Source organism: Nesterenkonia muleiensis, assembly GCF_003600155.1.
In the GTDB taxonomy this organism is placed as follows: domain Bacteria; phylum Actinomycetota; class Actinomycetes; order Actinomycetales; family Micrococcaceae; genus Nesterenkonia; species Nesterenkonia muleiensis.
Window position 1 is genome coordinate 20,409 of sequence record NZ_QWLD01000022.1, and the last position, 24,856, is coordinate 45,264.

General features: G+C 66.6%; 19 protein-coding genes. 13 read left to right on the forward strand and 6 right to left on the reverse strand.

The annotated features are described in order from the left end of the window. The first annotated feature begins 101 nt into the window (after nt 1–101). Nucleotides 102–1,484 carry an ROK family transcriptional regulator gene (locus tag DVO78_RS07205; RefSeq protein ID WP_120004144.1) on the forward strand — a complete coding sequence of 461 codons (1,383 nt, stop codon included), beginning with the start codon at nt 102–104 and terminating at the stop codon, nt 1,482–1,484. Between the two features lie 157 nt (nt 1,485–1,641). Here the strand turns inward: DVO78_RS07205 and DVO78_RS07210 are convergent, their stop codons facing one another. Further along, nucleotides 1,642–4,773: a YncE family protein gene (locus DVO78_RS07210; protein WP_157983909.1), complete on the reverse strand. Its 3,132-nt coding sequence runs from the start codon at nt 4,771–4,773 to the stop codon at nt 1,642–1,644. 464 nt (nt 4,774–5,237) lie between these two features. On the opposite strand from DVO78_RS07210, the gene DVO78_RS07215 reads away from it, so the two are divergent. Genes DVO78_RS07215 through DVO78_RS07245 form a run of 7 tightly spaced genes read left to right on the forward strand, consistent with a single transcriptional unit; the run spans nt 5,238 to nt 14,016 of the window. Continuing rightward, nucleotides 5,238–6,221, forward strand: a complete 984-nt coding sequence (locus DVO78_RS07215; RefSeq protein WP_202912124.1) for an ABC transporter substrate-binding protein — start codon at nt 5,238–5,240, stop codon at nt 6,219–6,221. After that, nucleotides 6,218–8,869, forward strand: a complete 2,652-nt coding sequence (locus tag DVO78_RS07220; protein WP_120004146.1) for a hypothetical protein — start codon at nt 6,218–6,220, stop codon at nt 8,867–8,869. The genes DVO78_RS07215 and DVO78_RS07220 overlap by 4 nt, the downstream gene beginning before the upstream one ends. Nucleotides 8,870–8,881: 12 nt before the next feature. Then, the gene (locus DVO78_RS07225; RefSeq protein WP_120004147.1) at nt 8,882–9,901 is read left to right on the forward strand and encodes a hypothetical protein; all 1,020 of its coding nucleotides are present in this window, start codon (nt 8,882–8,884) and stop codon (nt 9,899–9,901) included. After that, entirely contained in the window at nt 9,898–10,896 is a 999-nt protein-coding gene (locus DVO78_RS07230; protein ID WP_120004148.1) for a FecCD family ABC transporter permease, read from the forward strand. Before DVO78_RS07225 ends, DVO78_RS07230 begins: the two co-directional genes overlap by 4 nt. Next, nucleotides 10,893–11,984 (forward strand): FecCD family ABC transporter permease, encoded by a 1,092-nt coding sequence (locus DVO78_RS07235; protein WP_238385187.1) that lies wholly within the window; start codon nt 10,893–10,895, stop codon nt 11,982–11,984. The genes DVO78_RS07230 and DVO78_RS07235 overlap by 4 nt, the downstream gene beginning before the upstream one ends. Before the next feature lie 11 nt (nt 11,985–11,995). Next, nucleotides 11,996–12,805 (forward strand): ABC transporter ATP-binding protein, encoded by an 810-nt coding sequence (locus DVO78_RS07240; RefSeq protein WP_120004187.1) that lies wholly within the window; start codon nt 11,996–11,998, stop codon nt 12,803–12,805. Continuing rightward, entirely contained in the window at nt 12,805–14,016 is a 1,212-nt protein-coding gene (locus DVO78_RS07245) for an alpha/beta hydrolase-fold protein (RefSeq protein ID WP_120004149.1), read from the forward strand. Before DVO78_RS07240 ends, DVO78_RS07245 begins: the two co-directional genes overlap by 1 nt. Here the strand turns inward: DVO78_RS07245 and DVO78_RS07250 are convergent. Both DVO78_RS07250 and DVO78_RS07255 read right to left on the reverse strand, forming a co-directional pair. After that, nucleotides 13,991–14,725, reverse strand: a complete 735-nt coding sequence (locus DVO78_RS07250; protein WP_162301573.1) for a FadR/GntR family transcriptional regulator — start codon at nt 14,723–14,725, stop codon at nt 13,991–13,993. The two genes, DVO78_RS07245 and DVO78_RS07250, sit on opposite strands and share 26 nt — an antisense overlap. Before the next feature lie 152 nt (nt 14,726–14,877). After that, on the reverse strand, nt 14,878–15,795 hold the full coding sequence (locus DVO78_RS07255; protein ID WP_120004151.1) for an aldose epimerase family protein: 918 nt from the start codon (nt 15,793–15,795) through the stop codon (nt 14,878–14,880). A 200-nt stretch (nt 15,796–15,995) separates the two neighbouring features. Between DVO78_RS07255 and DVO78_RS07260 the strand changes: the two genes are divergently transcribed. Next, a complete protein-coding gene (locus tag DVO78_RS07260) occupies nt 15,996–16,799 on the forward strand; it encodes an HAD family hydrolase (RefSeq protein WP_238385191.1) in 804 nt (267 codons plus the stop codon). A 164-nt stretch (nt 16,800–16,963) separates the two neighbouring features. On the opposite strand, the gene DVO78_RS07265 is transcribed toward DVO78_RS07260, so the two are convergent. From DVO78_RS07265 to DVO78_RS07275, 3 genes are all read right to left on the reverse strand, one after another. Further along, nucleotides 16,964–17,941, reverse strand: coding sequence for an ArsA family ATPase (locus tag DVO78_RS07265; RefSeq protein ID WP_120004153.1), 978 nt, complete (start codon nt 17,939–17,941; stop codon nt 16,964–16,966). Beyond that, a complete protein-coding gene (locus DVO78_RS07270) occupies nt 17,932–18,201 on the reverse strand; it encodes a cory-CC-star protein (protein ID WP_120004154.1) in 270 nt (89 codons plus the stop codon). Before DVO78_RS07270 ends, DVO78_RS07265 begins: the two co-directional genes overlap by 10 nt. A gap of 69 nt (nt 18,202–18,270) precedes the next feature. Then, nucleotides 18,271–19,992 (reverse strand): carbon starvation CstA family protein, encoded by a 1,722-nt coding sequence (locus tag DVO78_RS07275; protein ID WP_120004155.1) that lies wholly within the window; start codon nt 19,990–19,992, stop codon nt 18,271–18,273. A 228-nt stretch (nt 19,993–20,220) separates the two neighbouring features. Between DVO78_RS07275 and DVO78_RS07280 the strand changes: the two genes are divergently transcribed. From DVO78_RS07280 to DVO78_RS07295, 4 genes are read left to right on the forward strand one after another with little or no spacing between them, the layout of a single operon-like run. Beyond that, on the forward strand, nt 20,221–21,627 hold the full coding sequence (locus DVO78_RS07280) for a cytochrome P450 (RefSeq protein WP_120004156.1): 1,407 nt from the start codon (nt 20,221–20,223) through the stop codon (nt 21,625–21,627). 41 nt (nt 21,628–21,668) lie between these two features. Continuing rightward, nucleotides 21,669–22,424, forward strand: a complete 756-nt coding sequence (locus DVO78_RS07285) for a GNAT family N-acetyltransferase (RefSeq protein ID WP_120004157.1) — start codon at nt 21,669–21,671, stop codon at nt 22,422–22,424. 32 nt (nt 22,425–22,456) lie between these two features. Next, nucleotides 22,457–23,551, forward strand: a complete 1,095-nt coding sequence (locus DVO78_RS07290; RefSeq protein ID WP_120004158.1) for a MerR family transcriptional regulator — start codon at nt 22,457–22,459, stop codon at nt 23,549–23,551. Continuing rightward, a complete protein-coding gene (locus tag DVO78_RS07295) occupies nt 23,548–24,840 on the forward strand; it encodes an MFS transporter (RefSeq protein ID WP_157983910.1) in 1,293 nt (430 codons plus the stop codon). Before DVO78_RS07290 ends, DVO78_RS07295 begins: the two co-directional genes overlap by 4 nt. Nucleotides 24,841–24,856 lie beyond the last annotated feature (16 nt).

The following is a 24,856-nucleotide window of genomic DNA, read 5'->3' on the forward strand; positions in this document are numbered from 1 at the left end:
ATATATGTCGCACCAGACTGCGAAGGCAGCCATGGTGATGTGCGACTCATTTTGTTTCTAGGTGAAACATAATAGCAGTGGGGGCTAAGATCAAGTCTGTGATGTGGAACGGTTCTGGTTCACTGGCGCGCCTGGGGAGGCGATCGCTGACCCGTGGCCTGGTCACCGGCGGCAGCGGCACCGGTCCCCTGAGTGACAACAGCCCGCACGACGCTCGGCGCGACGTCCTGGGTCCGCGCCGTGTTGACCGCCCACCGCACCAGAAAGCTCTGCGGCCCGGGGCCCGTCAGGAGACTCTGCGTGAGGCCAATCTGTTGCTGATCACCGAGGAGATCTTCGCCTCCTCCGCACCGCTCTCCCGTGCCGACCTCTCGGTCCGCACCGGGATGACCAGGTCTACGGTCTCCCGGCTGGTCGACGATCTTCTGGCGGCAGGTATCGTCCGGGAGGACTCACCGGTCATCGGGCCCGCCCGCGGCCGGCCGGCGGTGCCGCTGAGGCCGGCGCGGAAGACTCTGGCCGGACTCGGCGTGGAGGTCAACGTCGGCTTCATGGGTGCCAGGGTCCTGGACCTCACCGGAAGCGTATTGGCCGAAGCGATCGTCGAGGCCGACTACCGGGACTCTGACCCGGTGCAGGTGCTGCACGCAGCCGGTGAGCTGGCGGTGCAGGTGGCTGAGCAGGCCGTCTCAGCCGGGGCCCGGGTGGTCGGCACAGTGCTGGCCCTGCCGGGTTTGGTGGCCTCGGACGGGCGCTCGCTGCTGCTGGCCCCGAACCTCGGCTGGAAAGATGTCGATGTGGTGGAGCTGCTCTGTGCCTCAGTGGGGCGGGCGGCGTTCGGTCACTTCGTCACCGTGGTCAACGAGGCCAAGCTCGCCGCGCTCGCGGTGGCTCAGGAGCTCACCGAGGCCGACGGGCAGGAGCAGACCTTCCTCTACATCTCTGCACAGATGGGCATCGGCTCCGCTGTGGTCATCGACGGCGTGGTGGAGGCCGGACCGCACGGCTGGGCGGGGGAGCTCGGTCATATGCCGGTGGAGCCCTCGGGGCCTGAGTGCAATTGCGGATCCAGCGGCTGCCTGGAGGTCTACGCCGGTAAGCACGCCCTGCTGAAAGCTGCTGGCCTCGGCCCTGCGGCCACCGCCGGGGACCTTATGCAGCGGGTGCAGACCCCTGGCCATGGCGCCGGAGACCCTTCTGAGGCCGTGGCGCGTGCCGGATGGGCTCTGGGGGTGGCGCTCTCTGGTGCGATGAACGTGTTGGACGTCCACGACATCGTGCTCGGGGGTGAGTTCGGGCCGCTCACCGAGATACTGCGCCCGCTGATCGAGGAGCAGCTGAGCCGCCGTGTGCTGGCCTCTCCCTGGGCGGAGTTCCGGGTGCGGGAATCGGGGATCGGATTGGCGCCGGCCACCACCGGCGCAGCGATGCGTGCACTGCGCGCAGTGGTGGAGGCGCCCCAGGCCTGGGTACCCGCTAGATAACGGTGCTGGGCAGCCTCAGCAGGCGACAAACCATGCCCACCTCAGGGGTGCTCGGCGTCTTGCCGGACAGCCCTGAGGTGGGCATGGTCGCTGTTCAGTGGTGACCGGTGTGGTCAGCGGCCGAGCCGCTGACCACACCGAGTATTCCTCCGAGGGATCAGGCCTCGAAGCTGCTGCGGCGGCGGACCATGGCCAGCACGCCGAACCCGATGGCCAGCAGTACCAGGGCGCCGAGGCCCACCAGCCCGATGGTGGCACCGGTCTGTGCCAGGCCCCCGGGCTGCTGCTTGGTGTCATCGTCCGGTTCCTCGGCAGGGCCGGGATCAGCGGCGACCACGGTCAGCGTGGTGCTGGCGGTGATGCCGGAGTCACCGGTGGCGGTGAACTCGTAGTCTCCGGGTTCCTGGTCTTCCGGGATGGTGACTGTGCCGGAGACGCTGCCCTCGGCGTCAGCCTCGAATGTGCCCAGCGTGGGGTTGAGGGTCACCGTGACCTGATCCTCGGCGTCAAAGCCGCTGGCCTCGAAGTCAACCTCTCCGCCTGCGGCGATCTCGGAGACGCTGAGGGTGATCTCGGCGTCTCCGACCTGATCGTCATCGCCGTCCTGGTCCTCGTCATCATCGGAGGGCGGGGTGGTGGCGTCGTCGCTCGGGCTCGGGGACGGCGCCGGGTCATCGTCATCGCCTGAGGGCGGGGTGCTGGCATCATCAGACGGGCTCGGGCTCGGTGCCGGTTCGGTGGGCTCGGGCTCGGTCGGCTCATCCGTCGGCTCCGGCTCCTCGGGATCCACCGGTGCGGGCGGGTCCACAGTGCCGCCACCATCGAAGTCATCACCGGTGATGGAGAAGACATCCACGACGCCGGCGTTCGAGAAGTTCGAGACCCACAGGTCCCGGCTGACCGGGTCGATGCCGATGTTGATGGCATTGCCGGAGGTCGGCAGCACCAGCTGCGGCTCGAAGTCCTCGGTGTCGTAGACCACGACTTCACGGTCTCCGAGGTTGGCCGAGTAGAGCAGGCCGCGCTCGCCGTCGATGCTCACGGAGTTGGTGGAGCCGGTCTCAATCACCTCGATGGCCTCTCCGTAGTTCGAGGAGGCAGGGTCACCGTCGACCACGGTGATCGTCTCGTCGTTCCACGCTGAGACGTAGACCCGCTTGTCCACCGGATCGTAGGTGGGGCGAGCATTGAGGCCCACGGTGGCATCGAGCTCGGTCACAGCACCGGCGTTGGCCTGCTGGGACTCGGTCTTGCTCGTGCTGGTGGGATCAGACTCCTCCACGGCATCGCCGTCGATGACCCACAGGGAACCGTCGCCAGCGCCCATGGTGCCCACGTAGATGTTGTTGTGATCCGCATCCACGTCGACCCCGACGACGCCCAGCGGCGTCTGGTCGGCCGTCTTGGGGATGGCCACCTGGGCCACGACCGCGTCAAGGCCACGTTTGGTGGTGTCCAGCACGGTGATGTACCCGTGACGGGCATCGGGCCCGGAGACGCTTCCGAAGCGCCCATCACCGAGGTTGGTCACATAGGCCCGGTTGGTCTCCGGGTTGACCGCGACACGACGCGGGCCGTCGAAGACGGGTTCATCGTCCTCATAGGCCCAGATGCGGTCACCATCAGTGGGCTCGCCCTGGTCCGCGGAGTAGAGCACGACGCCGCCGCCGTAGCCGTAGTCCGCGTATCCGTTGCGCTGACGTGCGGTGGTGGTGATCACCGAGTTGCTGCTGGTGTCCACCGCCACCCCGTAGGGCCCGAAGTGTGTCCGGATGGTGGAGAGTGAGGTGACGTCCTCACCAGCTTCTGACCAGTCGAGGGGATCGCTCTCCGTCCCCGACCCGTCATTGAGGGTCAGCCCGGTGAAATCGTGGTTGCGGACCAGCTCCTTGGAGTCCACGTCGAACTCGACCAGTTTCGAGCTGGACTCGCGAACGGTGATCTCCCCGTCCTCGCCTCTGGTCTCCTGACGCCACTGGGTGTCAGCTAGGTAGACGCTGCGATTCACCTCGTCGAGGGCCAGCTGGTAGCCGTTGTTCACGCCGGTGTCCAGGCGATCGACCTCGTAGTCGAGGTCCGATTCGATCATCGCCGGGGCCTCACCGGTGATGGTCACGGTGCCCGCCGCGCCGCCGCGGGCGACGTCGTTCTCGCCCAGCGAGCCGGTCAGGAGGATGATCTCGTGCTCACTGCCGGTCTGCCAGGGCTCTTCCAGATCAGAGTTGTAGGGGGTCGGGAAGTCGAGGGAAACATCGAAGCTTCCGTCCTCGTCAGCTTCGATGATCTCCCATACCCCGTCCAGCCCGTCGGCCAGCGGATGCGGAGTCACCTCCGGGGTCGGGCCGCCGTCGCCGTCCAGGCGCACGGCGATCACCGAGCCGGCGTCGCCGTCGAAGTTCACCCAGCCCTCGCCGCGGATATCCAGTGACTCGCCATATTCCCACTGTTCGGGAATCCACACCTCGGCACCGTCGTTGTATGCGCGGGTCGGCTCCTCGACATCGTCTTCCTCATCATCGTCGGCCTCGTAGTCGAAGCTCCAGGAGGTGACGGCATCCTCAGTCAGCACGTAGTCCGCGGCAGCCTCTGCGGTGATCTCCAGGGTCCCGCCCTCCGGGATCTCCACCTGGCCCTGGTGGCTGTAGGTCACGCCCTCGACCTCAGGAACTGTGACGGTGTTGCCCTCACGGGCCGGCTCCTGCGGACTGACTGCAGTGAGCTCCTCCTCCTCGGCCGCCACCACGGTGAACTCGGCGTGGGGGTTGCGGATGACGTCGTTGTCGCCCAGCGAGCCGCTGAGGACGCGCACCAGGTGCTCGGTCTCGGCATCCCAGTCCTGCGGGTCGATGTCCGAGTTGTCCTCATCGGGGAACGGAATGCTCACCTCCCAGCTGCCGTCGTCTTCGGCCTCGAAGATCGCATGCAGCCGGGTGTCTGCGGTCGGCTCGCCGGTCACCGGGTTGATGACCTCCCGAGTGGTGTTCACCGCACCGGGAGCAGGGGCGTCCAGCAGGACCGCTCCCACAGAGGGGCTCTCACCGTCCTGGCCGAACCAGTTCTCTCCGGAGATGACGATCTCCTCGCCGTGCTCCACCTCGGTGGGGGCGATGAGCACAGCACCGTCAGGAGTCTCGACGCTCTGGGTCTCCGCGTGGGCCGCCGACGCCATGACGCCGACCAGGCCGCTGGAGAAGAGTGTGGCGGCCAGCCCGGAGGCCAGAACCCTTCGCATTCTTTGCGGCCGCGGGCTGCGATGGCGCTGGGGAGGCGCCGGTACAAGCGTGTCCATGCACAGCTTCTTTCTCTCAAGGTTGAGTAGTTCGACATATCCAGGGATCCTGGATCAGGACTTAGCATAGCCTTAGTATGAGCAGATAAATCAAGACTGTGACGCAAAAAAGTCACAAATGGTTCACATAATGAGGTTCGACGGTGGCCAGATGATGGATAAATACCTGTTGATATGCGGATCTCACGATTGCCGCGTGTCATGCGATGTTGACGAGGTGCAACTCACTCAAGCAGGGTAATAAGCGACATTTATCTCATGAAAACCCTCGTACAGCCGATCCAGTGATACATATCACGCTCTGCTTCGTGCGAGAATTTGACGTAACATCAGTCATGAATATGCCATCAGATGACTATTAGGCTCTACTTAGTAGTTTCCTTTAGGCGCTTTTTGTTCTCATTGACGTATGATCGGGGGTCACCTTGGGCATCAGCCGACGCCTGACACGACTGACCGCTGCCATGGCAGCAGCGTCGGTCCTTGCGCTGTCGGCATGCGGCGGCAGCGCGGAGCTCGCGGCTGGCGGTGCGGAGCCTGATTCCGTCGGCGGCACCCGCGTCGTCGTCGATGTCGAAGGCACAGAGGTCGAGGTCCCGGAGGCTCCGCGCCGTGTGGTGACGCTCAGTGAGCCGACCCTGGACGGAGTGCTGGCGTTGGGGCTGGAGCCGATCGGGACGGTCACCGGACGCGGCCAGGCCACAGTGCCGGCATATCTTCAGGACGTGGCCGGTGACCTCCCGGTCCTCGGCAGTGTGGCCCAGCCCAACTTCGAGGCTATCGGCGCCGCAGGGCCGGACCTGATCCTGGTGGACGGCACCTCGGTCAACAACAACCCGGATGTGATCGCCGCACTGCGGGAGATCGCCCCGGTCGTCTACACCGGATATGCCGGAGGCGACTGGAGACTCAACTTCGGCCTGACCGCCGAGGCTCTGGGGAAGGAAGACCAAGCAGAAGAGATCATCGCTGACTACGACGAGCGCGCCGCAGCGATCGCCGCAGAGCTTGAACCGGAGTACGGAGACAAGACGTTCAGCATTGTCCGCTGGCAGGGCGGCGGGGCTGCCACCATCCTTCAGGAACTTCCGCCTGGAGCAGCCCTTGAGGACCTCGGACTGGCGCGGCCGCCCAGTCAGGACATGCGCGGCCGCGGACACTCCAACCCGGTCTCCCTGGAGAACCTAGAGGAGATCGACGCTGACTACATGTTCTTCGGAACCCTCGGCGGCTCCAGCGTGGACAACCCGCAGGCAGGGGGGTCCGCTGATGTTGAGGAGGCCGAGTCGGCTCTTCAGACCGCTGTCGAGACCCCCGGCTTCAGCCAGCTCAAGGCCTATCAGGAGGGCAATATCATCCCGGTGGACGGCTCGGCATGGACTTCCACCGGTGGCCCGCTGCTGATGACCCGCATTATTGAAGACGTCCGGGAGGAACTCCTCAGATGACAGCCAACGCACCGGTCCCGCACAGGACGTCGAGGCTGCAGCGCCTGCTGACGCTGCTGGTCACCACACTGCTGCTGATCTCGGCGTCAGCGGTCGCAGCCGGACCGGTCCACGCACAGCAGATCGCCGACGCCCTGGGCAGCGATGCGGTCCTGACCGGACCCGAGGAGGTGGAGTACGGCGAGGCGATTCAGATCTCCGGAACCGGCTTCCTCACCTCCGACGGGGAGCCCTCGGTGATGACCGTGCTGCTCGACGCGAGGTTCTCCGGGGATCCGGACACCGTCTACACCACACGCGATGTCCTCAACCCGGTCACTGTTGAGAGCGACGGCGACAAGCGGCTGCACGCGGTGGTGGAGGCAGCGGCCGACGGCAGTTGGGAGGCCACCATCCCGTTCCCCACTGCGGAGAACTCCACCGCCGGAGCCGGCACCCCGGCGTGGACTCCCGGCAGCAGCCATGAGATCCGTGTGCTCACCGGCAGCTACCGGACCGGGGACCAGATCCGGAGTATGCCCCTGGAGTTCACGATCAGCGGCGGCGACGGCCAGCAGCCGGGCGAAGGCCCCGATCCAGATGAGAGCCCCGAGCCCAGCGATCCGGCTCAGACTCCTGAACCCGGTGAGACCCCCCAGCCCGGAGCCCCGGAGTGGCCGCATGTCACCGTCACCCACGGCTCCGGCGCCGTTGCCCACATCGAACGGGACGTGGGTCTGGCCGAGGGTGAGACGCTGCGGATCCGCGGGCAGGGATGGACGAACCAGGAGCGCACCAGTGGCTCCACCATCGCCATCAAGCTCAACTCCTCACAGACCGCACAGTACACCCGCGACGGCAACGACGTCGTCGTCCACCCCTCCGCCGGAGGTGATGACACCATCTGGGCGCTGCTGGCCCCGCAGAATCCAGAGGACCACCAGTACGTCTTCGAGATCGACGACGACGGGTCCTTCGACATCGAGCTCCCGGCTCCGGAGGTGCTCAGCGCCGGTCAGTACCTGAGCGTCCTGTTCCAGTCCGGACTGTTTCAGCCCGGTGACGTCACCCGGGCCGTGACCTCTGAGCCGCTGGTGGTCGGCGGAGTCCCCTTTGCCGATGAGACCGGGCTGGAGGCGGAGGTCACCTGCGTGCCCTCGGCAGGCCAGCCGACAGTGGAGATCGAGAATCCTGCCGCTGGCTTCGGGGAGGAGCTCATCGTCCACGGGCGCGGCTGGTGCCACCCGGAGGACGATCGCGGAGCCTCCGTGCTGGCCATCAAGATCGACGAGGGTGCCTACAGCCGGCTCGATGACTCTCTGCACCAGAACCGGACTATCTGGTACATCGTCAACGACGCCGACCCCGCCACCGGGGACTGGACCGCCCGTATCGACCTGCCCGACGGCACCGCCGCCACCTCCGACCCTGCTCTCCCCGAAGGCGCCCACACCCTGCGGCTGCTCACCGGCTCGCTCAAGCCCGGCGATGCGCCCCGGACGGTCCTCTCCGAAGAGTTCGTCATAGGTCAGTACCAGCCGCTGGGCCCGCCGGAGCCGCCTGAGTACGGCCAGGACCTCACCGAGGACGCCCAGGGGCCGGTCAGCATCACCCAGTCCGCCCGTTACATCGACGTGACCATTCCCGGTGCCCAGGACGGAGACTGGATCTACCTGATGGGCTTCGCCGAGGACGGTTCGCCGCGCACCTGGTGGGGCGGGACTTGGTTCCAGGTGGAGGACCAGCGGGTGCGGGCACCACTGGCCGAGACCGTGATGCCGCTTCCTGAGGAGCCGACTAAGCTCGCAGTGCTTTCCGGGAACCAGGGTGAGGCGGGACTGCTGCTGGGCTGGAAGTGGATCCATGGATCCTCGGTCCAGGGACCACCGGACTCAGCACCGAGCGGAGACGGGGCGCCTACACGCAGCGATGAGTCCAGCACCGGCTCATCGCAGCCACGGAATCAGGTGCGCAGCACAACAGACTCATCCCCCGGCCGGCAGCCGGGGACCGGCTACGGAGAAACCCAGCACTACGGAATCGTGCAGAGCCCGCTGCAGAATCTTGGGCAGCCACTCGCGCAGCAGACCTCATGGCACCAGGCACCTGGAGAATGGGTCCAGGAGCAGTGGGCGCCGGAGCTCGAGCAGCAGCCGGGTGCCCCTACAGCGGACCCGGCGCCGCCCCACGAGGAAGACCTCACCGAGGAGACCGCCGGAGAGCTCACCGTGTGGCTGGAGGACCAGGAGCTTGTTCTCCAGTTCCCCGGGGCAGACTCTGGCGACTGGCTCTTCCTCCACCTCTTCCCAGGCGCTCAGCCGCTGGGCTGGATCGAGGTCGACGACGAGCACCAGGTCCGCATCGATGTGACCGGAATGCCGCCGGGGGAGTTCCGCTTCTCCGTGCAGGACCGTGAGGGGGAGCTGATCGGTTGGGCGGAGCTCATCCACGAGGAGCACCAGGAGACCGGCACTGAACAGACCGCCGGCTCTGTGCTGTCACCACCAGAGACCGACGATCAGCCCGGGCAACAGCAGCAGGCCCCAGCAGTGTCATCGGGAGGGCTTCTGGGCCATAGCGACTGGGTGCTGATCTCACTGGGCGCCGGGGCTCTCTTCGGCGTTGCCCTGGCGATGTTCCTCACCGGCCGACGAATACAGACGGCATAAAGGAGACGTGTCATGATCGCAGCAATCAGCAGAACCCTGGCAGGTCTGGCCGCACTCGTTCTGGCCTGCCTGATCGCCACCGCACCGGCACAGTCCATCCCGCCGGACGGTGCGGGTCCGGACACCCCGGGAACCTCCTCCACCACCAGCCCCACCAGCGGCCTGCGACCCGGCGACACGCTGAACTTCCGGGTGAGCGGCTTTCCCGGCGGAGAGACCCTTTACATCAAGATCGACGACGGTCTGAACTGCTCCCAGGCCGCAGTGCACGGGGCTTGTGTCTACCATCAGCAGGCGATCCCCGCATCCGGCACTGTCAGCGGCTCCATCGTGCTGCCCCATGACATCAGCCCGGGCCAGCACTGGCTGCGCTTTCTGGCCTCGGAGGAGATGCGGGACAGCGGCGGCTCTGTCATCGGCACCCAGGGGTACACGTTGCGCGGACAGAACTTCACCGTCGCCTCCGGCTCGCAGGGTTCAGGAGGATCCTCCTCGAACGGAGGGTCCGGCAACGGCTCATCCTCCGGGGGCGGTTCCAGCAGCAGCGGCGGTGGAGGCGGCAGCTCATCCTCCGGTGGCGGAAACACGATCAGCACCACCCCCGGCGGACAGGGCGGGGGCCAGCTGAACGGTGCCTCCGGGAACACCGTCAACATCTCACCGGACATGCAGCAGCCCGACGGCGGATCCGCGGAAGCGGGTCAGGTCCAGGACGGTGTCCTCGACCAGGAGCAGGGCGAGGGTGCGCTTGCCGGGGAGGCTCTGGAGGTGGACTGGTCAAGCCACGAGAACGACGACGTTGACACCGATCAGGACGAAACGGACAGTGGCGCAGCGGCACAGGCAGCGCAAGAGGCCCGCGAGTTTCTCGACCAGAGCCAGGACACCGAGGACGCTGATGCCCTTGCCGCAGCTCCTTCCGCCGGTACCGGCGGTTTTCCCTGGATCGGCGTTCTGGTACTCACAGTTCTGCTCGGCGCAGGAGGGCTTATCGTGGCGACGATGGTGCAGCGCCGCCGTGCTGAAGCATGACCACCGCAGTTCGGGTGGCGTGGCTTGCGGCCGCGCTGAGCCTCACCCTGCTGCTCTGCGCGCTGAGCATCTCCATCGGTTCGCGCAGCATAGCGGTCCTCGATGTCTGGGGGTTCCTGCTGCGGCCTGAGGAGACGGCAGAGGCAGCCGTGGTCACCCAGCTGCGGGTGCCGCGGACGCTGATCGCCGTGGTCGTCGGCGCCGCACTTGCGGTGGCGGGGTCGCTGATGCAGTCCCTGACCCGGAATCCGCTGGCCGACCCAGGAATTCTGGGTATCAACGCCGGGGCCTCGCTGGCGGTGGTGATCGCGGTGGCGGTGACCGGGATCGCCTCGATCATGTTCTACATGTGGTTCGCCTTCCTCGGCGCCGCGGCCGCCGCGGTCGGGGTCTACCTGCTGGGCAGTGGCCGCCGCCGCACGGCCACACCGGCCCGGTTGGCCCTGGCCGGTGTGGCGATCACCGCTGCCCTGACGGCCCTGGTGCAGACCATCATTCTCACCAACCAGGAGGCATTCAACGAGTTTCGCTTCTGGACAGCCGGATCGCTGGAGGGCCGGGGCCTGGAGATCACCGGCGCCGCGGCGCCGTTCGTGGCGGCGGGACTGTTGCTGGCACTGCTGCTGGCCCCGGCGCTCAACGCCCTGGCCCTCGGCGAGCAGACCGGGGCGGCTCTCGGGGTGAGGGTCCGGCGCACCCGGGCGCTGACGTTTCTTGCGGTGACGCTGCTCTGCGGAGCAGGCACCGCCGCGGTCGGCCCCATCGCCTTCGTCGGACTCGGGGTCCCCTTCCTCGCCCGGGCCGCTGTGGGCCCAGATCAGCGCTGGTCCGTGCCGCTGTGTCTGCTCCTGGGCCCGGCCATGCTGCTGGCCGCTGACGTGGCCGGTCGGGTGGTGATCGCACCCCAGGAGGTGCAGGCCGGGATCATCACCGCTCTGGTGGGAGCCCCGCTGTTTATCACGATCGTGCGCCGTCGCAGGATTGAGGCACTGTGAGCGCCTCCTCGAAGGCCACTCCCGTTGGGACCGTTTCACATCCTGGCCAAGGCCGTAGCCGGCGCCATGTGGTGCTCCGCGCCTCGGGCCGATCGCTGAAGGTCGAACGCCGCACCCTGAGCGTCTGCGCGGTGATGCTGGCGGTCTGTGCCGGGTTGGGCACCGCGGGTCTGCTGCTGGGTGACTATCCGCTGACGGTCAGGCAGGTGATCGGCTATCTCTTCGGCGATCACACCGACCCCCTGGCGGGGTTCTTTGTCCGGGAGCAGCGGCTGCCGCGGGTTCTGCTGGCAGTTCTGGTCGGCGCGGCGCTGGGCGTGTCCGGCCAGGTCTTCCAGTCACTGTCCGGGAACCCGTTGGGCAGTCCTGACATCATCGGATTCACCACCGGCTCGGCGACCGGAGCGGTGCTGCAGATCATTGTCTTCGACGCCGGGCCCGCAGGGGCCGCCGGAGGAGCTCTGCTCGGCGGTTTCGCCACTGCTCTGGTGGTGTATCTGCTGGCCCACCGCGGCGGGGTCAGCGGTCTGCGGCTGGTGCTGGTGGGCATCGGCATCGGTCTGATGCTCGGGGCTCTGAACACACTGCTGGTGGCCCGGGCCTCCCTGGTCGCTGCCCAGACCGCCGCGCAATGGCTGGCCGGCTCGCTCAATGCCACCACGTGGTCGCAGGTCGGGCTCGTCTCAGCCGCGCTTGTCCTGCTGCTTCCGATGGCGCTGGTGCGCGGACGCACTCTCACCGCTATGACCCTGGGGGACGCTTCGGCGGCGGCGCTAGGCATCCGGCCAGAGCGCCAGCGGCTGGTCCTGGTGGTCTGCGGCGTCGCGCTTGTCGCGGTGGCCACTGCCGCCTGCGGCCCCATCGCGTTCATCGCGCTGGCCGCCCCGCAGCTGGCCCGCCGCCTCACCCGGTCATCAGGTGCCGGTCTGCTGCCTGCGGCCCTGATGGGTGCCTGTCTGGTGCTCGGCAGCGACATTCTGGCCCAGCGGCTCTTCGCCCCCACCCAGCTCGCCGTGGGAGTGGTCTCCGGCACTCTGGGCGGCATCTATCTGATCTGGCTGCTTGCTATGGAAAGGAGCCGACTGTGACAGCTGCGGAGATGCCGACTCACCAGGCCCGACTCGCCGCTCGGAGACTGAGCGTGGGATATGACTCGCGGAAGGTCCTGGACGGTATCGCGGTGGAGATTCCCAACAACACGTTCAGCGTGATCGTGGGCCCCAACGCCTGCGGGAAATCGACCTTGGTGAAAGCACTGGCCCGGGTGCTGCGGATCCAGTCAGGGGAGGTGCTGCTGGATGGCTCGCCGCTGTCCCAGTACACGCCCAAGGAGGTCGCCCGCCGGCTGGGCATGCTTCCCCAGGCGCCTCACGTCCCGGACGGGATTCTGGTGGAGGATCTCGTGGCCCGCGGGCGGTATCCGCATCAGGGTCTGTTCCGCCAGTGGAGCCAGGAGGACGCCGACGCGGTCGACACCGCGTTGCGCAGGGCGCGTGTTGAGCAGCTGCGCGACCGGCTGCTCACCGAACTCTCCGGAGGCCAGCGGCAGCGGGTGTGGATCGCGATGGCGCTGGCCCAGATGACCCCGTTGCTGCTGCTGGATGAGCCGACCACCTTCCTCGACATCTCCCACCAGGTGGAGGTGCTCAATCTCTGCCGGCGTCTGCAGCGGGAGGGAACCACCGTAGTGGCTGTCCTCCACGACCTGAACCTCGCCTTCCGCTACGCCGACCATGTGATCGTGATGCGCAGCGGGGGCATCGTTGCCCAAGGCCCCCCCCGGGAGGTGATCTCCGCGGAGCTGATCGAGAAGGTCTTCGACCTCTCCTGCCGGATCATCGAGGATCCGGAGACCGGCACCCCGCTGGTCATCCCCCAAAACCCTGACACTGCGGCGAAGGGAAGCTGATGACCCTCCACCGCCCCGGGGCGAGGAACACCCTGCGCCGCCCACCCAAGCTGCCCCGGCCTGAGCCTGCCCCCCGGGTACCAGTACCGGCGCTGCCGAAGAACCACCGCACCCAGCCCTGGCCGCTGATCAGCGAGAACCACGACGACGCCGGGGCCGGGACCGCCACTGTCACCTTCCTCTACGAATCCCGCCGCGCCAAGACTGTCCTCCTGTTCGTCAACCGGCTCACCGATGAAAGAGACATCACCCGCAGCGAGATGGAGTACTTCGGTGACGGGCTGTGGGCACTCAGCTACCGCATGGACACCGACTGGCGGGCCAGCTACGCCTTCCTGGAGCACACCGGCTGCGGGGAACCCCCGTGGCGGACCGAGACGGACCAGCGCACCCTCCGCACCCTCCTGGACTCCGGCCGGTGCGATCCCCGAAACCAGCTGACCTGTCTGAACTCGGGAGGAACACCGTTCTCTGTGGTCGAACTCCCCGATGCCCCTCCGCAGCCACACCGCATCGAACTCCGGCACCCTAGCCTGCCGCAGAGCGCGGTGATCGCCGCAGAGCACAGTGTCGCCACTGCGTCGGGGCACCGGAGAGTCTGGGCACATCCGGTGGGGCGGCCAGGAGCTGCGGCCCCGCTGGTACTGCTGCTCGACGGCGAAACCTGGTTAACCCATCACCGCTTCCAGCTCAGTCTGGACAGTGCCCGCCAGGCAGGCGAACTCCCCGATCTATGGGCGGTGTTCATCAGCTCCGGCGCCAGGTCCGAGCGCTGGCAGTACCTGGGCCATCATGATGGTGCAGCCCGGGATCTGCCGGAGTCCATCCTGCCCTGGGCCCAACGGACGCTGGAGGCCGGCTACGAGCCGGCCTCCACTGTGGTGACCGGGCACAGTCTCGGAGGTATCAGCGCACTGTGGGCCCTGGCCCAGCACCCGGAGAGCATCGGGGCGGTCCTGGCTCAGTCGCCGTCGGTCTGGACCGACCCCGACGGCGCCTTGGCAGCGCATCTGCAGCAGACTTCCGGGCGCATTCGACTGGAGGTCGGCCGTCAGGAATGGGCCATGGCGGACCAGGTGCGGGAGCTGGCGGATGCGCTGGGCAGCACAGGCGCGCAGGTGGAGTACGCCGAGTTCAACGGAGGGCACGACTTTGCCTGCTGGCGCGGGGGCCTCATTGAGGGGATCACTGCTCTGCTCGCTCCCCGTTGAGGCTGCGCAGCTCAGCGAGCTCTCCGCGCAGTCCGGGATCCTCGGGCACCAGGTCACGGTCCACATGAAAAGCGGCGGCGTGGGCCGCCCCGGGGACGTCCTGCTGCTCGATGGCACGCAGGACAGCCAGATGGTCCTGATGGCGCAGCTCCGGTGAGGCACCGTGCACAATCCGTCCTGAGCTCTTGATCTGACGCAGGGCGGCGATCACGCCTGCGTAGAGGCCGGTCATCAGTTCGTTGCCGGCGGCCTCGAAGATCAGCACATGGAACTCACCGGGGGTCTGGCCGCGCTCCACGTGGGGCAGGGAATCAGCAGCCGCCGTTCCTTCGGCATCACAGGCTGCGCGCAGCGCCGCCAGCTGTTGGTCTGTGCGGCCGACCGCCGCCAGCTGTGCGGCTTCAATCTCCAGGGCGCGCCGGTAGCCCAGCACCTCTTCGACGTTGAAGTAGCTGACATAGTCGGCCAGCACAGAGTTCACGGGGCTGCGGGATCGCACGAAGGTGCCGATCCCGGGCATCGTTTCCAGCATCCCCTGGTGTGCCAGCGAGCGGACAGCCTCACGGACCGTGGACTTGCCGACCCCCAGAGTCTCCATGAGCGTTGCCTCAGTGGGAATCCGTGAGTTCACGGGCCATTCCCCGGAGGCGATTTTTCGGCTCAGGAACTGGTGGGTGCGCCGAGCGATCTGTGAGCCTCCCCGGTGCACCTGGCCTCCCTTTGCCTGACATACAACGAACTGAGCCCCAGTGTAGCGAGCGTGCGGCCCCTTCGTGCGAACCCAGGTGATCTCCAGTGTCCCGGCAGATGAGAGGAGAGCCGGGGATGGCCGGTCAGCTGAGTCTGAGGGCCGGCAGGACGTTACAGCCGAAAGGCCTCCAGCGAATACCCCACCCGATGCCAGGTGCCCGGTTCCAGGGTGATCAGGTCCCTGCCGGAGTTGAACGCGTTGGGCGGGCAGGTCATCGGTTCCACTGCCACTCCGGCGCCGCCAATCGCCTGGCCGGTGTACACCTGTGCCCACGGAGTGTCAGCGATCATCCGGACCATGAAGCCGCTGGGGCCGTGCATCAGCTCCGCGCTCCAGCCGCCCTCCGGGAGGTTGGTGTAGGCGTGGTCGATATTCAGCCCGGCCAGCAGCGGTCCGTCGGTCAGATCCAGATCCCCGGAGACGGCGTGTGATCCCACCACCTTTCCGTTGGCCTTGGTCTTGGCCACAGTGGTGGCGGGCAGGCGCAGCCGGCAGGTTCTCAGCGGGGCGTCCCCAGCGGTGAGATAAGGGTGGAACCCGGCGCCGAAGGGGGCAGTCTCGGCGCCCTCCTCATCGTCCTGGGGAGCGTACCGAGTGCTCAGCGTGGTGGTCAGCCCCAGCTGCCCGGCCACCCGGTAGACCAGCACCGCCTCCAGGCGGAACGGGTACCCTTCGCTGGGCTCGATGACTCCCGCCAGGTGCACCTCGGACTCCCGCTGATACTGAACAGCCAGGTCAACGTCATGGAGCAGCCCATGCAGTGCCGCCCCTGTGGCCTCCTCATTCACCGGCAGCTGATAGGTGGACTCGTCGTACACATAGCTGGCTTTGACCACCCGGTTGGGCCAGGGGGCCAGCACAGCGCCGGCGAAGGCCCCTGCGGTCTGCTCAGCGGGGACGATCAGGTTCTGCGCGCTGCCGGTGACGGGGTCCTGGCTGGTCAGGCTCAGCAGCTGGCCCCCGCGCAGGCTGATCCGGGCAGCGTATCCGCCAGCAACGATGGTGACGGACGGTCTTGATGTGCTCAACGTAGAGCCTCCTCACGTGAATTCTGGATCAACACTAGCTAACCGCGGCGGTTCTGCCCATACGCGCCGGCAGCGCGTCGTCGTACACTGTTCACCCTATGAATACACCACTGGACAGTACACAGACCCACCGGCGCGCGGATTTCGCCGTTCCAGCAGCAGGAGGGGGAGGACATTTCGTCTACGAACCGGGCACAGCCATGGTCTGTCTGGACGTCGACGGCACCGTGGTCAACCACGACGGCCATATGTCGCTTGCGGTCAAGCAGGCCGGCCGCGCAGTCGTCGCCGACGGCCATACGGTGGTCATCGCCACCGGGCGCTCAGTGCCGGCGACCCTTCCGATCGTCGAAGCCCTGGGCATCACCCATGGTTACGCGGTCTGCTCCAACGGGGGAGTGACCCTGCGCATCGATGCCCGCCCGCCTGAGCAGGGAGGGCTGGAGGACGGCTATGAGGTGCTCAGCCAGGAGGTCTTCGACCCGGGGCCCGCGCTCGATGCCCTGGGTGAGCGGCTCTCTACCGCCAGGTATGCGGTGGAGACATCTGCCGGGCACTTTCTGGCCACCGAACGCTTTGACGACATGTCTTTCGGGCTGGTGCCCCAGCCGGTGAGCATCAAGGAGATGAAGCGCGCCGAGGCGGTGCGCCTGGTGGTCAACTCCAGCGAAGCCACCTCCATGGAGTTCTCCCGGGCAGTCAAGGAGATCGGCCTGCAGGGCGTGAGCTATTCGGTCGGATGGTCGGCCTGGATCGACATCGCCGCCGAAGGGGTGACCAAAGGGTCTTCCCTGGAGGAGCTGCGTCAGCGGATCGGTGCCCCGCTGGAGGTCACGGTGGCCTGCGGAGATGGCCGCAACGATATCGAGATGCTCGGCTGGGCCCACCGCGGGGTGGCCATGGGGCAGGCTGTCCAAGAGGTCAAGGACGCCGCCGATGAGATCACCGGCACGGTCGAGGAGGACGGCCTGGTCCCGGTGCTGTCCTCCATCCTGGAGGATTGACCCGAATCCGGCAGTGGGCACCAGGTTCTGGGGGTCTTTCGACCCTGCGTGGAGCTCTTCATACTCCTGTTGGTGATTCATGCCTCCACAGCGGTATGCAGAGACAACGGGAGTATGAACTGTCCTGCTGGAGCGAGGTCAGCGCGGGCGGACAACCGCCGGGATCACCGTAAGTGGTCGGATAGCCCCGCAACGGCCTCCTCGCCCACCAGATCCCCGGGCAGCATCGGCAGGGTCAGCACAGGCACCCGGGGAAGCAGCTTCTCCAGCGTGGCCAGATGAGTCTCCTCCCGCCTGCGCCGGGAAGCCAGGAACGCGCCCTGGTCCTCAGGGGAGAGATGGTTGACGACGACGCCGCCCACCTCGACTCCCAGCCGGTCGAGTTCGTGGAACAGTTCTGCGGACTCCAAGACAGGCACCCGCTCGGCGGTCGCCACAATGACAAAGCTGCAGGCCGAGGCATCGGTGATGAGGCTGCGCAGCCTCTCGAACGCGGTGCGCCTTTGGGTGAGCACCTGACGGATCCGCCGGTCTCGGTTGGCTCCGCGGGAGGAGGCGGGGTCGTCGTCGTTGTCCAGGGCGCGGACGGCCGCACCGAACCTCTCGGCCTTGGTGCGCCGGTTCAGCAGCCCTTCGGTCCATGCCGACATGATCTCCGGCAGTGCCAGCAGCCGGGCGGTATGACCGGAGGGGGCGGTGTCGAAGATGATCAGGTCGTAGTCCCGTTCAGCCAGATCCACCACCTCGGCGATCCGTTCCAGAATCGCTGACTCATGGGTCCCCGGGGACTGGCGGGCCAGCTCCAGATGGGAGTCCACCTGCTTGTGCAGGTGCTCGGGCATGAAGTCGCGCAGAGTGGCCCCGACCTGTTTCAGATGCCGTTCGACGGTGGCAGAAGGGTCGATCTCCACCCCGGCGAGCACGCCTGAGCCCTGGTCATCGGCCAGCAGGACCGGCTCATCCCCCACGCTGCGTCCCCACAGGTGGCCGAGATTGTGCGCAGGATCGGTGGAGACCACCAGCACCCGGCGCCCCGCCCGCGCTTGGTGCAGGCCGACTGCCGAGGAGACGGAGGTTTTCCCCACCCCGCCCTTGCCGCCGATGAACAGCACTCGCCGGTCTGCGGCGAGGTCTAACAGCATGACAGCCCGTCGATGGGGGAGTGATCGAGACCCTGGCGGAGGTGCCAGTGGTGCATCCGGTCCAGCATCTCCGGCAGCAGCTCCAGGGTGGCGCCGGAGGCGGGGTTGGGCACGCCGAGCGCCTCGGAGAGCACCAGCATCATGAACAGGTCCTCCTCGTCGCGCTGGGCTCGGGCGAAGACGCGCCGATAGGGGGCTACGTAGAACTCACGCAGTCCGCGGCTGAGCTGGTTGAACAATGACATGAGCTCCCGTGACATGGTCTCCAGGCTACGGCGGCAGCGCCCCGGCATGCATGTGGAGCGAGCCGGGGCGCCTGGGGCAGCGGGTCACGTGGTGTCCAGGGGGAACTTCTGATCTTCGGTGAGAAGTTCGTCGTCCTCGGGCTCCTTCTTCTCCTTGAACGCCTGTCCCATGGCGATGATCGACTCGACCATGACCCAGACTGCGGCGATGATGATCACCACGTCGATGGCCAGCAGCAGCCACTCGCCGTCGCGGTAGAACCCGCCCAGCTGCACCACCGCCGCTGAACCGGCCATGATCATCACGAATGCCGCTGGCAGCAGCACCGGCAGGTACGGCCGGCCCTTGCGGATGAGCATGATGGTGACAATGGACAGCGTCAGTGCGGCCAGCAGCTGGTTGGTGGTGCCGAACAGCGGCCAGATCAGCATGCCGCCGGAGCCGTCTCCGCCCTGGGAGAAGGTCAGCGCCAGAGCGATGACCACCGTGATCAGCGTGGCGGAGACCGTTCCGAGGCGGAACCCGGCCAGCTGTCCGATCTCCTGGACCACGTACCGCTTGAGCCGGACCCCGGTGTCCATGGTGGTGGCGGCGAAGAGGACGGCCATCGTGGCCAGGATGGTCGCGGAGAGGCTCTCCGGGATACCCAGGCCGTTGTTCACAATGGCGCCGCCGCCCTGCACGAAGACCCCGACGCCGCCGGAGGAGAAGGAGTCGTAGACAGCCTCCCAGTCCGCCAGTGTGCGGAACCCTGCCGCGCAGGCGATGATCGCCCCCAGGGCCAGCAGGCCCTCACCCACGGCTCCGAAGTAGCCGACGAAGCGGGCATCAGTCTCGCGGGCCAGCTGTTTGGAGCTGGTGCCGGAGGAGACTGTGCCGTGGAATCCGGAGATCGCGCCGCAGGCGATGGTCACGAACAGCAGTGGAACGATCGACGGCGTGTCGGCGGGGACGTTGTCGTTCCAGGCTGGAGCGACCAAGGTAGGAGTCGCCAGCATGACTGAGCCGTAGAGAATGCCCAGGCCGATGAACAGCTGGATGCCGTTGATGTAGTCCCGCGGCTGCAGCAGCACCCACACCGGCAGAACCGAGGCGATGGCCGCGTAGACGAAGAGCGTGATGATCCAGAAGCCCTGCGGTGACATGCCGAGGATGCTTTCGGGCAGTTCAACCGGATAGCGGTCACCGAGCAGGATCAGTGCGTAGAGGGCGATGACTCCGGCCACGGTGACCGCCAGCAGGTTCCACTTGAGCCGATAGATGGCCTGGCCCACTAACAGTGCGACCACTAGGGCACCCCAGGTGGGGATGACTGCTCCGGGCTGGTCGACAAGAAGCCCAGAGATCACTACGGCGAAGGCGGCGACGACCATGAGCAGCAGCAGGAAGATGACCACCAGGAACAGGTTCCGCCCCCGGGCGCCGATGTAGCGGCCGGAGAGGGTTCCGATCGACTGTCCCTTATTGCGGACCGAGGCCCACATTGCTCCCAGGTCATGCATGCCGGCCAGGAATACTGTGCCGAGGGTGACCCACAGAAAGGCAGGGAACCATCCCCAAATCACCGCGACGGCGGGCCCCACGATCGGCGCCGCACCGGCCACAGAGGTGAAGTGGTGGCCCCAGAGGATGTACTTATTGGTCGGTACGAAGTCAACCCCGTCGCTGAACTCATGGGAGGGTGTCTTGAACTCAGCGTTGAGCTTGTAGACCTTCTTGGCGAGGAATTTCGAGTAGAGGAAGTAGCCGGCCAGCATCATCGCGACCCCGATGATGGCCAGCACCAGTGAATTCGGTGCGTCCATGGTGGCTCCTGCGAATCGAGAGTGTCAGTGACGCTGGCCACTCGGCGAGCACAGGCGGTCTGCGCCACTGCTGAATTATGCTGCTCATCAGTATATGGGCAGATTGTGACCTGTGTCATACATCACGGGAGTCGGTGTCGTCGTGTGCCAGCCAGTACCAAGGTCGGTGTGATGAGCTGGAGACACCGTGTGGACACAATCTGAAATTCAGGAAGAGTTGCACCTCTCATGACACATCCGAACACCGGCAGCCACCGCGCAGTCGAATCCGTCTATTCGAACGGGCCATCCGCCGTGCAGAACCCGCTGCCACAGGCAAGTATCGCGGAGACCGCGAAGATCCTGGCTGATGTCCAGCTGCCCACTGTCGCCAAAGGCCCCATTATCCGGCGGCCCAGGGTAGTGGCTGTGGTGGAGAGAATGGGGCTTGAGGCCCGAGCGGTCACCCGGATGCAGGACATGGCGAAGAAGTATGGCCAGGGACCGCTGCTGCTGGCGGTGCCCGGCAGGAACATGGCGGTGGTGCTTGACCCGGAGCATGTGCACCGGGTCCTCGAGGGATCCCCAGAGCCTTTTGCCACCGCGGAGACGCTTAAGCGGCACGCGTTGAAGCACTTCGAGCCGAAGGTGGCGCTGACCTCTCACGGCTCCGACCGGGCGCGCCGGCGCGAGACCAATGAGCAGCTGCTGGACCACAGTCACCACATCCACCGGATGGCTGAGCAGTTCATGCCCGCAGTGCGTCAGGAGGCCGCCGAGCTGCTCGAGCGGGTCGATGCTGCCGGGGGCAGGATGGACTATGACATGTATTTCGGTGCGTGGTTCGCACTGGTCAACCGTGTGGTGCTGGGAGACTCCTACCGGGAGGACACGGAACTGGTGGAGCTGATGGAAACCCAGCGAGCCCGGGGGAACTGGGCGTTCTTCCGCCCGGTGGACACCAGCGCCCGCGCAGCGATCCTGACCCGGATCGAGCAGGCTGTGGACGGGGCCGAACCCGGCAGTCTGGCAGCGCTGATGAAGCAGATGGAGTCCAAGGGCGAGATCGACGGGTCCCGGGAGGAGAACATCCAGCAAATCCCGCAGTGGCTCTTCGCCTTCGACCCTGCGGGAATGGCCGGCTACCGGGCGCTTGCGCTGCTGGCGTCCCACCAGGACCGGCTGGATGCTGTCCGCTATCAGATAGCGGATCAGCAGCTCGCCGAGGCGCCGCCGCTTCCGCTGCTGCGCGCCACAGTGCTGGAGTCGCTGCGGCTGTGGGCCACCACCCCGATGATCCTGCGGGAGACCACCCGTGAGGTGGAGTTCGACCACGGGGTCATGCCGGCGGGGACCAGTGTGCTGATCTTTGCGCCGTTCTTCCACCGCGATGATGCCAACCTGGACTTTGCCCACCGCTTCGCCCCGGAGGTGTGGGATCACCAGCGCACCCGTGAAGAGTGGCCGCTGGTGCCGTTCAGCGCAGGCCCCGGAATCTGTCCGGGCCGCCACCTGGTGCTGCTTCTGACTTCCACCTTCATCGCCCAGATCGTGGGGCAGCGCAGCATTGACCTGCTCAGCCACAGCCTCGAGCCGGACAACCTGCCTGTTCTGCTGGACAACTTCTCGCTGAGGTTCCATCTCTCGGGTCGCTGAGCACGCCGCCGAACGCTCCGAGGCGGGGATAGAGTTGCCCCATGAGCGAGTTCCACCTCAATGCTGACGACCCCACGCACACGCTGGATCAGGTGTGGCCGCCGTTCGGGCTGCTGATCGAGTCCCCTCGGCTGATCCTGCGCCAGATCCGCGAGACCGACTTCCCCGGCTACCTTGCGGCAGCATCCTCCGGAATCATGAGGACTGCTCGGAACTCCTTCGCCTCGCCGTGGGATGAGAACTCGCCGGAGAAGATGGCCAAGAATTCGCTGACCTGGCTGTGGTCCAGGCGGGCGTCGATCGGCCCGGACTCCTGGTATCTGATGCTCGCGGTGTTTACTAAGGACGAAGATGGTGGTGAGCGGCAGCTCATCGGCATGCAGGATGTCTGGGGCCAGAAGTGGCGGGTGCTGCGCACGGTGAACTCCGGGTCCTGGATGCGCAGCGACCACCAGGGGAGAGGGCTTGGCAAGGAGATGCGGGCGGCCATGCTGATGTGGGCCTTCGACCACTTCGGCGCCGAGTACGCGGAATCCGGTGCCTACGACTGGAACGAGGCGAGTCTCGGTGTCTCGAAGTCTTTGGGATACTTCCAGTCCGGCACTACACGTGTCACCGATGCACACGGCAAGCAGCCAGAGTGGGAGATCCAGCTGCGTCTGCCCAAGAATGACTTCCTCCGTCCCAGCTGGACGGTACAGGTCCAAGGCAACGACCTGCTCAAGGACTTCATGCTGCTCTCCGACCGACACCTCTCCGAAGCGAATGATGAAGAGAACGACGACGACGCCGGCTGATTCTTGACCCTCACCCTGGTTCAGGGGCTTGGATGACAGTCATGGACGATGACGAGGAGCTACTGACCATCGGGGAGATCGCCCGGGCCTCTGGGCTGAGCATCTCAGCCCTGCGCTTCTACGACCGGCAAGGAGTCTTCCCACCGCGGCATGTCGATCCCGTCTCCGGTTACCGCTGGTATGCGCGCTCGCAGCTCAGCGATGCCAAGCTGCTGGCCAGGCTGCGTCGGATCGGTCTGCCGCTGCCGGAGATCGCCACCATCCTCACCAGGGCGGATGCTGATCTTACCCGCACGGTGCTCGAAGAGCATATCGACGGCCTGGAGGCGGGCCTCGCCGTGGCTCGCAGTGAGGTGAGCACGCTGGGCCGTGAGCTCGGGGTGGAGATTCCTCCGGCGGCAGCTGGGCAGGAACGCTTCCGGGCTTCGCTCAGCAGCACCGATCTGCTGGCGGGGCTGCGCACAGTCCGCCATGCCGTCGGTGATGATCCTGATCTGCCCTCAATCCACGGGATCCACCTGGTGGTCGTCAACCGGGGACTGCGGCTCTCGGCCACTGACCGGCACCGGGCAGCGTTCGCCGAGGTACCGGCCAAGAGCACCGGAAGGCTGCGTGCCCTGCTGGCCACCGCTGATGCCGACCAACTGCTGGAACTGGGGAAAGCGTACCCCCGGGCTCAGGTGCTCCTGGCAGACCGGCACCTGACGCTGGTGGACTCCGCGGGTGACTGTGTGCTCGGTGCGCAGCTGCTGGAGACCACTTTCCCAGATCTCAGCCATGCTATCCCTGTGGTCCGCGAGTCAGCGCTGATCACGGCGGAGGAACTCATCGAGGTGCTCAACGAACACCCCAGCACCGGGCTGTGGGCCCTGCATCGCAGCAGCCTCGGCGGTAATGACGGCGACTTACACTGTGGGCCAGAATCTGCGGCGCAGGATTCACCAGGGGCGATTTACGTGGACCGCACCTACCTGGAGGACGCGCTGGCCGGACTCACCAGTACACAGGGCACCGCTCAGCTGCGCTTCGACGTCGACGGGCCGGCCGATCCGGTGGCGATCCGCCGCGCTGAGGAGCTGGGCACCTTCGTGGTGATTCTGCCGGTCATCCCGGGTTGCCGCCGGTGACCGCCGGCGGAACCAGCTTCAGGTCCGATGGCCGCGATCGCTGTGCGCGGCTGAGAGCTCAGCGGGGTGTCCCAGTCGGCGGAACCAGCACCGTACCCGGCGTCTACTGGCTCTGGCTGGCCGGACTGGCCTGGACCAGCATCGGGGCGAATCTGCTGTCCTTCGGCATGGTGTGGACTGCCACCGAGTACAGCGCCACGCTGGCCGGGATCGTCCTGCTGGCGGTCACCGTTCCGCGGGTGACCCTGGGACTCTTCGGAGGCGCTGTGGCCGACCGGATCGGTCCGATCCGGGTCATGCTGGCCTCCGACGTGGTGATGGTCAGCTTCACCGCCGCCGCTGCCGTCGCCGCGTACTTCTTCGGACCGCACCCTATGCTGCTGATCGGTGCGGCCCTGGTGTTGGGAACTGCCGACGCGTTCTACCTGCCGGCAGCGGGTTCGGTGCCCAAATTCCTGGTCCCAGGAGCCGGGCTTCCCCGGGCCATGGCAGCCCGGCAGATGGTGTTCTACTTCGCCTCGGTGATCGGTCCGGGGCTGGGCGGTGTGGCAGTGACCGCGGCCGGACTCCCGTTGAGCTTTGCTCTCGGTGCGGTCGGCTTCACCGGGATGCTGCTGATTCTCCTGGGTGTTCGCCGTCGAATTCCCACCCGGACCACAGAGGACGATGCCTGTCGGTCGCAGATGCTCGCCCAGATCCGGGACGGGGTCGGTGTCATCCTTACTGAGCCGTTGCTGCGTGCGGTGCTCGTCATGACGTCTGGCTTCGCGCTGTTCGTGCTGCCGCTGACCTCGATCATGGTGCCGGTGCTGGCCCGTGATCGTGGATGGCACGCCGCCTTGGCAGGCACCGCCGCGGGCGCATTCAGCGCCGGAATGGCGGTGCTGGCGGTATGGGTGATGTGGCGCAGCGGCGCACATCGTGCTGGAGCGGCAGCCATCCTCGGAATGGTGCTGACCGGGGGTGGGATCCTCGGCCTGGCTTTCGCGCCCTCCGAACTGCTGGCGATCGCCGCGGTGCTCAGCGCCGGTCTCGGAGCCGGCCTGTTCAGCACGCATATCGGCCCCTTGCTCGTGGCAGCCACCCCGCCTGAGTACACGGCACGGGTGCAGGCTGTCATGATGATCGCCCAGGCCGCACCGATGATGCTCGCAGGCCCGGTCATCGGGGTCATGGCAGATGTGGTGCCGGTGGGCGTCGTCGTTATCCTTTGGGGAGTTGGGGCTGTCACAGTTGCTCTCGGGGCGCTGGTGAGCCGTCCGCTGAGGGCTGCCCGGCGACCCGGCTGAGGTGGGGCACAAAACC